Origin of the sequence: Achromobacter sp. (assembly GCF_036567245.1) — a bacterium.
In the GTDB taxonomy this organism is placed as follows: Bacteria; Pseudomonadota; Gammaproteobacteria; order Burkholderiales; family Burkholderiaceae_B; genus Achromobacter.
Genome location: NZ_DATCUY010000265.1, coordinates 1 through 13,439, shown reverse-complemented (window position 1 = coordinate 13,439; position 13,439 = coordinate 1). Strand labels below are relative to the sequence as shown.

At 67.1% G+C, this 13,439-nt stretch carries 13 protein-coding genes; 1 reads left to right on the top strand and 12 read right to left on the bottom strand.

Annotation, left to right across the window (positions count from 1 at the left end; translation table 11 throughout):
* The 9 genes from VIR09_RS11730 to VIR09_RS11690 all read right to left on the bottom strand — a co-directional run.
* Positions 1–753 (bottom strand): autotransporter outer membrane beta-barrel domain-containing protein (locus VIR09_RS11730; protein WP_332013032.1); only part of this gene is annotated, 753 nt, incomplete at its 3' end.
* Between the two features lie 7 nt (positions 754–760).
* A complete protein-coding gene (locus tag VIR09_RS11725; RefSeq protein WP_332013031.1) occupies positions 761–1,891 on the bottom strand; it encodes a M20 family metallopeptidase in 1,131 nt (376 codons plus the stop codon).
* 38 nt (positions 1,892–1,929) lie between these two features.
* A complete protein-coding gene (locus VIR09_RS11720; RefSeq protein WP_332013030.1) occupies positions 1,930–2,835 on the bottom strand; it encodes an alpha/beta hydrolase in 906 nt (301 codons plus the stop codon).
* Positions 2,835–3,845, bottom strand: coding sequence for an oligopeptide/dipeptide ABC transporter ATP-binding protein (locus VIR09_RS11715; RefSeq protein ID WP_332013029.1), 1,011 nt, complete (start codon positions 3,843–3,845; stop codon positions 2,835–2,837). Before VIR09_RS11715 ends, VIR09_RS11720 begins: the two co-directional genes overlap by 1 nt.
* Positions 3,842–4,825: an ABC transporter ATP-binding protein gene (locus tag VIR09_RS11710; RefSeq protein ID WP_332013028.1), complete on the bottom strand. Its 984-nt coding sequence runs from the start codon at positions 4,823–4,825 to the stop codon at positions 3,842–3,844. The genes VIR09_RS11715 and VIR09_RS11710 overlap by 4 nt, the downstream gene beginning before the upstream one ends.
* Positions 4,822–5,742, bottom strand: a complete 921-nt coding sequence (locus VIR09_RS11705; RefSeq protein ID WP_332013027.1) for an ABC transporter permease — start codon at positions 5,740–5,742, stop codon at positions 4,822–4,824. Before VIR09_RS11705 ends, VIR09_RS11710 begins: the two co-directional genes overlap by 4 nt.
* 6 nt (positions 5,743–5,748) lie before the next feature.
* On the bottom strand, positions 5,749–6,726 hold the full coding sequence (locus tag VIR09_RS11700) for an ABC transporter permease (protein ID WP_332013026.1): 978 nt from the start codon (positions 6,724–6,726) through the stop codon (positions 5,749–5,751).
* Between the two features lie 49 nt (positions 6,727–6,775).
* Complete coding sequence (locus tag VIR09_RS11695) at positions 6,776–8,407, bottom strand: ABC transporter substrate-binding protein (RefSeq protein ID WP_332013025.1); 1,632 nt, start codon at positions 8,405–8,407, stop codon at positions 6,776–6,778.
* A gap of 68 nt (positions 8,408–8,475) precedes the next feature.
* The gene (locus VIR09_RS11690) at positions 8,476–9,447 is read right to left on the bottom strand and encodes a succinylglutamate desuccinylase/aspartoacylase domain-containing protein (RefSeq protein WP_332013024.1); all 972 of its coding nucleotides are present in this window, start codon (positions 9,445–9,447) and stop codon (positions 8,476–8,478) included.
* A 282-nt stretch (positions 9,448–9,729) separates the two neighbouring features.
* Between VIR09_RS11690 and VIR09_RS11685 the strand changes: the two genes are divergently transcribed.
* On the top strand, positions 9,730–10,644 hold the full coding sequence (locus VIR09_RS11685; protein ID WP_332013023.1) for a LysR family transcriptional regulator: 915 nt from the start codon (positions 9,730–9,732) through the stop codon (positions 10,642–10,644).
* Between the two features lie 76 nt (positions 10,645–10,720).
* Here the strand turns inward: VIR09_RS11685 and VIR09_RS11680 are convergent, their stop codons facing one another.
* The 3 genes from VIR09_RS11680 to VIR09_RS11670 form a co-directional block, all read right to left on the bottom strand.
* A complete protein-coding gene (locus tag VIR09_RS11680) occupies positions 10,721–12,334 on the bottom strand; it encodes an ABC transporter substrate-binding protein (protein WP_332013022.1) in 1,614 nt (537 codons plus the stop codon).
* 386 nt (positions 12,335–12,720) lie between these two features.
* Entirely contained in the window at positions 12,721–12,954 is a 234-nt protein-coding gene (locus VIR09_RS11675; protein ID WP_013391153.1) for a hypothetical protein, read from the bottom strand.
* Between the two features lie 120 nt (positions 12,955–13,074).
* On the bottom strand, positions 13,075–13,439 hold a 365-nt coding region (locus VIR09_RS11670; protein WP_332013021.1), incomplete at its 5' end, for an ADP/ATP-dependent (S)-NAD(P)H-hydrate dehydratase.

Sequence of the window (13,439 nt, the reverse complement as noted above, 5' to 3'; positions counted from 1 at the left end):
CGCATGCAGCCGGCCCATGGTGGGCCCGAGCGCGAAGCCGGTCTGGCCGCGCAGGCCCAGCGTGGTGGTGGTCTGCCGGATGCGCCCTGCGCCCGCCGAGAGTGCGGTCGAGCCGCCTGACTCGCTGAAGCTGCGGGTGCGCACGTTGCGCAGGGCCACGCCTGCGAACGGCTCAAGGGTGGCGCCTGGCGACAGCGCCAGCTCGTAGCCGAGTTCCGAGAAGACCTGTGCGGTGTAGGCGCTGAAGTCGGCGGTCAGGGTCTGGCGGGGAATCCCGGGCATCTCGAAATGCCGGCGGGTGTCGATGTCGTGCCACGAGTAGGAAGCGGCCGCCAGCAGGTTCAGCTTGCCGGGGCCGGCGCTGAACGACTTCTTGCCGTAGGCTCCGGCGGTATAGCTGTAGACGTCCAGCCGGGCGTCGGCCGCGTCGATGTTGACTCGGCTGCGGGTGGCGCCCAGCGCGCCGCCCAATCGCCAGCCGGCGCCTGCATCGAATTCGCCGCCGCCGTACACGCCGGTGGTGCGTTGTTTGATGCGGGCTACATTGGCGCCGCCTTCCAGCGTCTGCCAATTGTCGACGGCGACCAGCCAGCCCGGCTGGGCCGGTGCGGGACTGGTCGGCCGGTTGGCAAGCAGGTCGCGGGCCGGTTCGCCCTGCCCGGCAGTTGCGTGCGCGGCGCTTGCCGCGAACACGGCATGCGCGGCGAACACCCACGCCGGCAACTGCCGGCGGACGGCTATCGGTGACGGCAAGGGCTGTTTACGCCAGTTCTTTCAGCAGCAGTTCCCAGAATTTCATGCGCTGTTCCAGCGTCGAAACCAGGATGTACTCGTTCAAGGTGTGCGCGCCGTCGCCGTCGGCGCCCAGGCCGTCCAGCGTGGGGATGCCCATGGCGGACGTGAAGTTGGCGTCGCTGCCGCCGCCCGTCATGGGCGCGTCTTCCAGCAGGAAGCCGGCGCGTTCGGCGTAGCCCTGCACCAGCGCCAGCAGATCGGCGGCGGCTTCGGTTTTCACCATGGGCGGGCGGTTCAGTTCCACGTCGATGTCCAGTTCGACGTCCGGACCCACGGCGCACAGCTCGCGCATGCGGCGCAGCACGTCTTCGGCGGCGCCCATGTCGGGCACGCGGAAGTCGACCACGCAGCGGCACAGCGCCGGCACGGTGTTGGTCACGGTGCCGCCGGCGATGGTGCCGACGCTGACGGTGATGCCGCGCTCGTAGTCGGTCATGGCTTCCAGCGCCAGCACCTGGTGGGCCATTTCGCGGATGGCGCTGCGGCCCTTCTCATGCTGCATGCCGGCGTGGGCCGGGCGGCCCTTGACGTTCAGGTTCAGCATGCCGGTGCCCTTGCGGGCCGTGACGCACTTGCCGCCATTGGGGCGCGCCGGTTCGCAGACCAGCGCGTACTTGGCGTTGGCGGCGAAGCGTTCGATGTGCGTGCGCGAGGCGTGGCTGCCGGTTTCTTCGTCGGGCACCACCAGGAAGTCCACCGGCAGCTGGGTCGCGCCGGGGCGCGCCACGCCGGACAAGGCCGACAGCGCCAGGTAGATGCCGGCCTTCATGTCGTAGCCGCCCGGGCCGTAGAGGCGGTCGCCTTCGATGCGCACGGGGTTTTCGAGCAGCGTGCCCACCGGATGCACCGTGTCCATGTGCGCCAGGATCAGGATGCCGGGGCGCGTGTCGCCGGGCGCGCGGTTGGTCGCGTACAGCAGCGGGCCCGTGGTCGGGCCCAGCGACGACAGCTCCACCGTCAGGCCGGCGGCCGCGGCGTAGTCGGCGATGATGCGCGCCATGGCGGCAATGCCTTCGGGAAAGTTCGAAGGCGATTCGCATTGCAGCCAGCTCTTGATGCCGGCGACGATCTGTTCAGTGCTCTGAGTGTTGGACATGGCGGTAACGGATATCTGCAACGAAAAAGGGGGAGCGATCAGGCGACCTGCTGGCCGGCCAGGCGGGCCAACTCGGCGTCGTCGGGCATCTTGCCGTCGAACCAGAGGCTGGCGCACACGGCCGACATGGCGCGGCCGTCATGGCCGATGCCGGGCACGACCTGCAGCGTCCAGCCGAACGGCACGCCGCGGCGCTCCGCTTCCTTGCGGCCGAACTCGAAGTAGTTCTGGGCGCGCGCAAAGCGGTGCGGGCCCTGGCGCATGGCGGCGGGTTCGGACGGCAGGTTGGGATCGTCGGTGGCGATGTCCTGGTCGCCCGCCAGGATGGTCATGGGATAGGCCAGCAGCTTGACCAGGTGCTCTTCGGTCAAGCCGACGCCGTCCATGCCTTCGGGGAAGGGGTGGTCGAAGGTCGGCAGCGTGTACCAGCCCGGGTTGCCCGCGGCCACGGCCTTGAAGGGCGCGTGCGGCTGGCTGCTCATCAGACGGTGCACGAACTGGCCGCCGGCGGAGTGGCCGAACAGGTAGATATTCTGGCCGTCGGTGATTTCACCGGCGATCAGGTCCTTGATGACGTTGCCCACCAGCGCGTAGGTCCAGCCGTCGATGTGGCGCGGATTGCCGCCGGCCGAGAACACGCGGCCGTTGTTGTAGCTTTCCACGCCGGGCCAGATCTCGTTGGAGAAGGTCAGCGCCACGATCAGCAGCTTGTGCTTGTCGGCGGCTTCCACCCAGAAATCGCGGTATTCGTCGCCGTTGCGCAGCACGCCGTGCTGCACGATGACCACCGGGCGGTCCGGCGTGTAGCCGTAGGGGCGGTAGGTCTGCAGCTTGAAGGGACGGTCGGAGTTGCGATCCTCGTCCACATACAGGATGGCGTTGCGGCCGGCATGGCCGAGCTCGATGGCGATGCGGTCGACGTTGGACATGTCGGAGGGTTTCATCAGGCGTTCGCCTCATTCAGGTGGCAGGCCGACCAGTGGCCTGCCGAGATTTCTTTCAGGACCGGCGCCTGCTCGCGGCAGCGCGGCATGGCGTGGGGGCAGCGGGGATTGAAGGTACAGCCCGGCGGCGGGTTCAGCGGCGACGGGATCTCGCCCTTGATCGGCGTGAACTTGCGGCCGCGGCGGCCCACGTCCGGCACTTCGGCCATCAGGGCCTGAGTGTAGGGATGGTTGGCGCGCGCGAAGATCTCGGCCGACGTGGAGATTTCCACGATCTTGCCCAGGTACATGATCGCCACGCGGTCCGAGATGTGCTTGACCACGCCCAGGTCGTGGCTGATGAACAGATACGTGAAACCGTGCTGTTCGCGCAGGTCCATGAACAGGTTGATCACCTGCGCCTGGATGGAAACGTCCAGCGCGGCCACGGGCTCGTCGCAGACCAGGAACTTCGGCGCCACCATCAGCGCGCGGGCGATGCCGATGCGCTGGCGCTGGCCGCCCGAGATCTGGTGCGGGAAACGGTCGCGGTACTCAGGGTCCAGGCCGACTTCCTGCAGCGCCTGGTCGATGCGCGCGGGAATCTGGGCGGCAGGCGCCAGCTTGTGGACCTTGAGCGATTCGCCCAGGATCTGGCGCAGGCGCTGGCGCGGGTTCAGCGAGGCTTGCGGATCCTGGAAGATCATTTGCACGCCCAGCGTATAGGCCAGCTTGTCGGCGCCGCGCAGGCGGCGCGCTTCCTGGCCCTGGTACAGCAGCTCACCTTCGCTCTGGCCGTGCAGGCCGGCGACGACGCGGCCCAGCGTGGACTTGCCGCAGCCGGACTCGCCGACCAGGCCGACGACTTCGCCGCGCTTGATGGCCAGGTCCACGCCGTTGACCGCGTACACGGTGCGGCGGTCGATGGGACGGCCGGTCAGGGCCAGGATGCGCTGGGCCAGGTCGGGCCGCTGCTCGAAGCGCTTGTGGACGTTCTTGAGCTCGATGACGGGAGTATCGGCTTGGCTCATACCGGCTGGGCCTCGCGGGTAATCGGCACGTAGCAGCGGTAGCTGCGCGGACCTTCGGTGGTAACGGTGGGGGCTTGTTCGGTGCAGCGCGTGACCGCGCTGGTGCAGCGCGGCCGGAATGGACAGCCCGAGGGGCGGCCGGCCAGGCTGGGCGCCATGCCGTTGATCTGGTGCAGGCGCGCGCCGGGTTGGGTGGCGCCGGGCATGGAATCCAGCAAGCCCTTGGTATAGGGGTGGCGGGGCGCGTCCAGCACCTGCTCGACCGGACCGCTTTCGACGATGCGGCCGGCGTACATCACGGCCACGCGGTCGGCCAATTCGGCCACCACGCCCAGGTCGTGGGTGATCCAGATGAGCGCCGTGTTGTGCTCGCGGCAGATCTCCTGCATGCGGTAGAGGATCTGGCCCTGGATGGTGACGTCCAGCGCCGTGGTCGGCTCGTCGCAGATGATCAGGTCGGGCTTGTTCAGCATGGCAATGGCGATCGCCACGCGTTGGCGCATGCCGCCCGAGAATTCGTGCGGGTAGCTCTTCAGGCGCTTTTCGGGCGAGGGGATACCGACCATGGCCAGCGCCTCGCGGCAGCGCTCTTCGGCTGCGGCGCGCGAAACGTCTTCGTGGGTGAGGATGGCTTCCATCATCTGCTCGCCGATGCGCAGCACCGGATTGAGCGTCATCAGGGGATCCTGGAAGATCATGGCGATGCGGTTGCCGCGCAGCTGGCGCATCTGCTCTTCGCTCAGCTTGCGCAGGTCCGTGCCCTTGAACTTCACTTCGCCGTCCACCACTTCCCCGGGCGGGTCGATCAGGCCCAGAAGCGAGAAGCCGGTGACGGATTTGCCGGAGCCCGATTCGCCGACCAGGCCGACGATCTCGCCGCGGCGCACGGTCAGGTCGACGCCGTCGACCGCCAGCCAGGCGCCGGCTTCGGTATGGAATGCGGTGCGCAGGCCGCGCACGTCTAAGAGTATTTCGCTCATGCTCGTCGCGGGTCCAGGCTTTCGCGCAGGCGGTCGCCCACGATGTTAATAGAAAGGATCAGTACCAGCAGGGCGATGCCCGGGAACAGGCTGATCCAGTAGTCGCCCGACAGCAGGTACTGGAAGCCATTGGAAATCAGCAGGCCCAGCGAGGGCTCGGTGATGGGCACGCCCACGCCCAGGAACGACAGCGTGGCTTCCAAGGCGATCGCGGTCGCGATCTGGATGGTGGCGAACACCATGACGGGACCCAGGCAGTTGGGCAGCAGGTGGTACAGCATGATGCGCCAGGCCGGGTAGCCCAGGTTGGCGGCGGCTTCGACGTATTCCTTGCGGCGTTCCTGCAGGGCGCGGCTGCGCATGATGCGCGCATAGTGTCCCCACTGCACCAGCACCAAAGCCAGGATCACCTTGTCGACCCCGCGCCCCAGCACCACCAGCAGCACCAGCGCCACCAGGATGGTTGGAAAGCCCAGGATGAAGTCGACGATGCGCATGAGCACCGTATCGACCACGCCGCCGACATAGGCGGCCACCAGGCCGATGGCGCCGCCCACGGCGGTGGCCAGCACCACGGCGGACAGGCCCACCATCAGGCTGATGCGCAGGCCATACAGGATGGCGCTGAGCATGTCGCGGCCCTGGTCGTCGGTGCCCAGCCAGGCGATGCTGCCGTCCATCAGCGCCTGGCGCGGCGCCAGGCGGCCGTCCATCAGCGAGAGGTTGGCGAGGTCGTAGGGGTTCTGCGGCGCGAAGTAGGGCGCGAAGATCACCAGGACGATCAGGATGGCCAGTGCGATGACGGAGCCGCGCAGCGTCGGGCGCGCGTGCAGTTTCTTCAGGATGGAGGCGCGCTGGGGCGTCTCAGCCAGGGGCTGGACGGTGCGGGTGCGGCCGGAATTGGGAGTTTGAGCCATGGCGGATTATTGAGCGGGAGTCACGAGCTGCACGCGCGGGTCGAGCGTGGCGTACAGGATGTCCACAACCAGGTTGATGATCACGAAGATCAGGGTGACCAGCATCACGTAGGCCACCACCACCGGGCGGTCCAGCTGGTAGACGCTGTCGATCAGCAGCTTGCCCATGCCCGGCCAGGCGAACACGGTTTCGGTGATGGTGGAGTAGGCGATGAGGGTGCCGAATTCCATGCCGATCACGGTGACCACGGGGATCAGGATGTTGCGCAGGATGTGGCGGCGTACGATGCGGCCGGGCTTGACGCCCTTGGCGCGCGCGAATTTCACGTAGTCCTGGCTGCGCGCTTCGACCACGCCCGAGGCCGTCAGGCGCAGCACCAGCGCGATATTGGCCAGCGCCAGGTTGATGGCCGGCATGATCAGGTGCGACCAGCCGTCCGCCGTCAGGATCGACAGGCGCACGCCCAGCACGGTGACCGTGTCCCCGCGGCCGGTGGCCGGCAGCCAGCCCAGCCATACGGCGAACAGCAGGATCAGCATCATGCCTTGCCAGAAGTTCGGCAGCGAAAAGCCCAGCACCGAGGACGCCATGATGCCGCGGCCTAGCGGCTGGTCGCGGTACAGGCCGGCGATCAGCCCCAGCGGAATGCCGAACACACAGGTCAGCAGGATGGCCACGATCACCAGCTCGAACGTGGCGGGGATGCGCTGCACGATCAGTTCGATGGCGGGGATGCCGTGCACGAAGGAAGTGCCCAGGTCGCCGTGCAGCGCGCGCCACAGGAAACCTGTGTATTGCTGCCACACCGGCAGGTCCAGGCCCAGGCGGGCGATCATCGCCTCGCGCGCGGCCTGGCTGGCTTCGGGGCTGACCAGCAGTTCGATCGGGTCGCCCACGGCATAGACCGCGAAGAAGACCACGACCGATACGGCCAGCAGCACGAACAGACTCTGTATCAGTCTGCGTAGGATGAACAAGGCCACGAGATGATTTCCTTGGTGGGCTCAGGGGTTGCGGGCGCCGCGTAGGGTCTTACTTGGCGGGCTTGGCCGACATGGCCAGGGTGTACTGGTCGGCGCGGCCTTCGTAGGTCAGTCCCTTGCGGAACGCCCAGATGCTGCTTTCGAAATGCAGGGGAATGCTGGGCAGGTCGGCCAGCGCGAGCGTCAGCGATTCCTGCAGCAGCTTTTCGCGCGCGGCCGGGTCCACGGTGACCAGGGCGCGCTTGAACACGCGGTCGAACTCGGGATTGTCATAGCCGCCGTAGTTGCTGGTGCCCAGGCCATGTTCCTTGTCGAACGCGCTGACCCAGTATTGCAGGAAGGACGAAGCCTCGCCGGTTTCGGACGACCAGCCGCCCATGGCGAAGCTGAATTCGCGCTTGGCGCGCTTGGGGAAGTACACCGAGCGCGTCATGGTGTCGACCGTGGTCTTGATGCCTACGCGCGACAGGTACTGCGCCACCGCTTGCGAGATCTGGGCGTCGTTGATGTAGCGGTCGTTGGTGGACGAGACGATCAGCTCGAAGCCGTTTGGATAGCCGGCCTCGGCCAGCAGCTTCTTGGCGGCGGCGGGGTCGTACTTGAGCTCGGGCGGGTTGGGCAGGGTGCCGAACATGCCGTCCGGCAGGAACTGGTTGGCCGGCGTGGCCGCACCGTCCATGATGCGGGCGGCGATGGTCTTGCGGTCGATGGCCAGCGACATGGCGCGGCGCACGCGCGCGTCTTGCAGCGGGTTCTTGCCGTCCGCTGCCTTGACGCCGGGGCTGGGGCTGCGCGCCACGTCGGGCTGGAAGTACACCACGCGCACCGAGGGCGTGATGACGTGGCCGAAGCCCGGCGTTTCCGAAATGCGCTTCACGTCGCGCGCGGCCGGGTTCTCGATCAGGTCGAAGTCGCCTGCCAGAAGGCCGGTCAGGCGCGGACCGGCGGCCGGCACGGGCACCATCTTTACGTTGGCCCAGGCCGGCTTGTCGCCCCAGTAGGCGTCGTTGCGCGCCAGTTCGATGGCGGTGCCCTTGACGTAGCTCTTCAAGGTGTAGGGCCCGGTGCCGATCACCGAGCGGCCGGTATTGAAGTCGGCCACCGTGGGCCAGGCGCCGGTGACGCCGCACTTGTTCTTCAGGTCGAAGCTGATCGGGCCGTGCTCGGCGATGCCGTTCCACAGCATGCCCATGCGGGTCAGGTCGTTGGGCAACAGCGGATAGGGCTGGCGCGTCTTGATCACCAGGGTGTTGCCGTCGCGCAGCTGCACGTCGGCGAACTTCTGGACGATGGACGGATACGAGCTGCTGATGGACTGCTCGTTGTTAACCACGCGGCAGAACGTGAACAGCACGTCCTGCGCCGTGAAGGGCTGGCCGTTGGAGAACTTGACGCCCTCGCGCAGCGTGAATTCCCAGGTCGTGTCGTCCACCGGCTTCCAGGCCGTGGCCAGACGCGGGATCAGGTTCATCTTGGCGTCCTGCCCCACCAGCGTCTCGAACATGTGCGAGGTCATCGCATCGTTCGGCGTGGCCTGGTGGTAGTGCGGATCCATGGACGTCGGCTCGGACGACAGGCCGATCCTCAGGGTGCCGGAGGCATCCTGCGCGATGGCCGCGGTCGTACAGGCGGCCATGGCACAGGCCATGAGCATGCTGCGGTAGAGCGTCTGGGCAGACATGGATTTGTCCCTTTGTTGTATTGGTCTTGTGTTGCGGGGCGGCGTCCCTGGCGGGCCGCCGCGGGTCTTCAGGCGATGGGCTGCGCCAGCCGCACGACGGTCACGCCGGGCCGCAGATTGGCGGTGGACGGCATGATCAGTACGCAATCGTCGTAGGGCGTGACGACGGGCTCGCCTTCGGACCAGCCGATCAGGGTGCCGGCCGCGGCCAGCGTTTCCAGGCCCTTCCAGGGCTGGGCGAAGCGGAAGTCGGCGCTCTTGGCGGCGACCGCATGCGTCACGCGCAGTGCGCGCTGCGGGGCTGCGGCGGGGATGAACCAGGCTGCCGGCAGGTCGTCATTGTCCACGGCGCCCGCTGCCACCAGGAAGCGCGCCATCTGGTCGACGGCGACGCCGCGCGCCTCGGGGGCGCCATGGAAGCCGCATTCGATCAGCAGGGAACGGGTGCCGTTGTCGCCGGCTTCGCCAAAGCGGCCGTAGTCGCGCATGCGCACGCCTGCGGCATGGCCGGCGTCGGCGATGATGGTGGCGGGATTGCCCAGCGCCAGCGCCAGGTCGATGTTGCGCTGTTCCATGCCGGTCAGCTGCAACGGCACGTCGGAATTGCTCATCGAATGGAAGTCCAGCAGCCAGTCGGCCTGCTCGACCCAGGGCCGCAGCTCGGCGGCGCGGCGCCGTTCCTGGCTGATGGGCAGGCCCAGCTTGTCGTCGCTCCAGACGCGGTTCATGTCTTCGTCGACGAAGCGCGCGGGCGCGTAGTTGGCGGGGTCGAAGCGGTCGAACGCGGCCAGATTGCAGAACGCCAGCGTCAGCGAACCGCGGCGCGGCCGCAGGCCCGCAGCCAGCGCCTCTTTCAGCGCCCAGGCGCCGCAAAGTTCATTGCCGTGGATCAGCGCGCTCAGCATGACGCGCTTGCCCGGCACGCCCGAGTCGAAGTGCCAGACCCCCGGGGTATCCGTATTACCCGTCCGCTCCGCCGACAAGTCCGGACAGGCAAGTAGAAATGGGCGCGGGATGGACGCGGGGGCGGGCGTAGGCATGGGAACTCCGATGAAGCGACGGGATTGTATAGGCGATGGCGCTGGGGTGGCGGTTAGCAGCCGGTATGAGCAGGCGCCGCGGCGCGGCGGGCGCTGAATAGGGCTGCTAGCACGGGTTTTCCCTTATATATGGGGCGCGTCAGACGCACGCCGCCTTCGAGTATTGGGCGAATTCTAGGAGCTTGGCTGCTTTCTCTACAATTAGAATATTTATCGCGAGCTTTGCAGAAAAGGCAAAGCTTGTTCCCCATTCCCATTCTTTGAGAACCGCGAGGGGCTGGCATGCATGGCATTGCCCTGAAGTACTTTCTGGAAGTTGCCCAGGCGGGCAGCCTGAGCGGCGCGTCCGAGCGCCTGCATGTCGCGGTGTCGGCCATCAGCCGGCAGATCGCCAAGCTGGAGGAAGAGGCGGGGGCGCCGCTGTTCGAGCGCGCCGCGCGCGGCATGGTCCTGAGCGAAGCGGGCCAGCTGCTGCTGGCGCATGCCCGCCGCACCATGCTGGAAGCCGATTCCGTGCTGCAGGAGATCGCCGCCATCAAGGGCACCGCGCGCAATGAGATCCGGGTGGCTTCGGTCGAGGGCGTGGCGCGGATTTTCCTGCCCTCGGTGATGGCGCGCTTCCGGCGCGATTGGCCCAACATCCGTTTCGACCTCTATGTGGGTTCGCCGGCCGAAGTCAGCCGCCGCGTCGCCGAAGGCAGCGTGGAGCTGGGCATGGTCTTCATCGCCGAACGCATCGGCGGCGTCAGCCCGCGCTATTCGCGCCGCGCGCCAGTGCATGCGGTGATGGCGGCCGACCATCCGCTGGCGGGCCGCGCCAGCGTCAGCCTGCAGGATCTCAGCCAGTATCCGCTGGCCCTGACCGGGCCGGGCACCACCACACGCCAGCTCTTCGAGATGGGCTGCGCGCTGGAATCGGTGCAGCTGGAGCCGGCGCTGACCTGCAACGATTCCTCGCCGCTGCACGGCTTTGTGTTCGGGTCTGACGCCATCATGCTCAGCGGCTACATCTCGGTGGCCTGGAGCCTGCGCCGCGACGAGCTGGTCGCCGTTCCGATTTCCAATGCCGAGCTGCAATCGCGCACGCTGCAGATCCAGGTCATGCCGGGCCGGGTGCTGCCGCCCGCGGCGGAGGCCTTTGTCGAACTGTTGGCCCGGGAACTGGATGACGCGCTGCAGGGCAGGCCGGCGGTGTAGCCCGGCAAGGACGAAGAGGCCTGCGAAAAAAAACGGCTGCCCAGAGGCAGCCGTTCGTCTGTTCAGGCGAACCTGATTATTGCTTTTCAGGCGTGACCGAGGTGGCCAGCGTGTACTGGTCGCGGCGGCCTTCGTAGGTGATGCCCTTGCGGAAGGCCCAGATGCTGCTTTCGAAGTGCAGCGGGATCAGCGGCACGTTGTCCAGCGCGATCTGGGTGGATTCCTGCAGCAGCTTCTCGCGCTTGGGCGCGTCGACAGTCACGATGGCCTGCTTGTAGACCTTGTCGAAGTCGGCATTGCTGAAGCCGCCGTAGTTGCTGGTGCCCAGGCTGTTGGGGGAATCCAGGGATGCCACCCACAGCTGGAACAGCGCCGAGGCTTCACCCGTTTCCGCCGGCCAGCCGCCCATCGAGAAGCTGAACTCGCGCTTGGCGCGCTTGGGGAAGTAGATGGAGGCCGTCATGGCGTCCACATTGGTCTTGATGCCGACGCGGGCCAGGTACTGGGCCACGGCTTGCGCTACCTGGCCGTCGTTGACGTAGCGGTCGTTGGTGGACGACAGCGTCAGTTCAAAGCCGTTCGGGTAGCCGGCTTCGGCCAGCAGCTTCTTGGCGCCTTCCGGGTCGTACTTGATTTCCGGGGCCTTGGGCAGGGCGCCGAACATGCCGTCGGGCATGTACTGGAAGGCCGGGGTGGCCATGCCGTCCATGATGCGGGCGGTGATGGTCTTGCGGTCGATGGCTATCGAAATGGCCTTGCGCACGCGCAGGTCTTGCAGCGGGTTCTTGCCGTCGGCGCTCTTGACGAAGGGGCTGGGGTTGCGGCCCACGTCCGGCTGGAAGAACACCAGGCGGGTCGACGGGGTGGCGACGAAACCGAACTTGGGGTTGTCCTTCAGGCGCGGCAGGTCGCGGGCGGCCGGGTTTTCGATCATGTCGAAGTCGCCCGACAGCAGGCCGGTCAGGCGCGGGCCGGCGGACGGCACCGGCACGAACTTCACTTCCTTCCAGTAGGGCTTGGGACCCCAGTAGTTCTCGTTGCGGACCAGCTCGATGCCGGTGCCCTTGACGTAGGACTTCAGGGTGTACGGGCCGGTGCCGATGGCGTCCTTGCCATTGTTGAAGTCGGCGACCGTGGGCCAGGCGCCGGTCACGCCGCAACCCTTCTTGGGGTCGAAGGTGAGCTTGCCGTGTTCGACGATGCCGTTCCAGACGATGGGCAGCGAGCGCGCCAGTTCGGCGGGCATCAGGGGGAAGGGTTCGCCGGTCTTGATGATGACGGTGTGCGCGTCCGGCGTCTGCACGTCGGTGATGCGCTTGGTCATGTCCATATAGGACTGCGACACGTTGGTTTCGTTGTTCAGCGTGCGGCAGATGGTGAACAGCACGTCCTCGGACGTGAAGGGCTTGCCGTTGGAGAACTTGACGTCGTCGCGCAGCTTGAATTCCCAGGTCTGGTCGTCCAGCGTCTTCCAGGAGGTGGCCAGGGCGGGCACCAGCTTCATGTCGGCGCTGCGGCCCACCAGCGAACTGTAGACGTGCGCGGAGAACGCGTCGTTCTGCGTCATCTTGTGATAGTGGGGGTCCGCCGAGGTGGGTTCGGCCGACAGGCCGATCTTCAGCGTCTGGGCTTGGGCGGCGGCCAAGGGAATGGCGGCGGCCGCAAGGGCCAGGGTGGTGCGCAACTTCATGGTGACAACTCCGGATGGGAAACGAACCGGATCGCGCCTGCGTGTAAACCGGCCTGCGCCAGCCGCGCGGGCGGCGTCGCCTGGAAGGGGCTCAGGGGGTTTTGGCGCCGGGCACGACGGCAAGGGGCCGATTATCGGTAGGGGCTTCGCGCACTGTCAATGCGCAATGGCAAGCGCAGCGCTAGGGAAAACGCTGAGAGGGAGGGGAAATGAGGGCGCCGCGCTGCCTCGTCTGGAGGCCTGCGCGGCGCGATGGCGCCCGGGTGAGGGACAGGGCGCCGAAGAACCGCCGCAAGGGGCGCCGGGAAACCGGCGGGCGTTGCGGCGGGGTCGCGCCAGGCTGAATCGCGGGAGATCGATCGCGACTCAGGCCAGCGCGGCAGGGCTTACCACTGCGAACCGGAGAAGCGCGAGCTGGCGGCGCGAGCCTTGTTCATCGATTCGTTCACTTCGTCGATGAAGGAGAACACGGCGGCAACAGCTGCCACTACGGCCTGGCCGGCTTTCTTCAGGCCGGTCAGCGGATGGGAATTGGGTTGGTTCTCGAGGGCGCCGCGGAGCAGATCGCGCTCCAGCGCATCGGTCAGGCGGGCAGTGTGGTTCAGGGTCAGTTCGCTCATGGTTTGCTCCAGTCCGTTTCGTCTTGGTGTAAACCATTATAGGGATAACCCTAGGCTCTATGCAATGCTATTTTTAGGGTAAACCCCTATATGTTGTAAAAATGTTTATTCTCCAGGGACTTAGCCGCGATTGCGCAGGGCGCGGGCGGCGTCCGCCAGCTCTCCGGCGGTCAGTCCGATGGGGCCGACCCCCTGGGCGACCAGCGCGTCGGCCGCCGCGCCGTGCAGCCACACCGCCCCGGCCACGGCCTGGTCCAAGGGCAATTGCTGGGCAATCAGCGAGCCCAGCATGCCTGCCAATACGTCCCCGGTTCCGGCGGTGGCGAGCCCCGGATTGCCGCTGGTGTTGACCCGCAGATCGCCGTCCGGCGAGCAGACTACGGTGCCGGCGCCCTTCAAGACGACCCAGGCCCGGTAGCGCTGCGCCAGTTTCCAGGCGGAGCCTGGGCGGTCGGCCTGCACCTCGGCCGCGCCGCAGCCCAGCA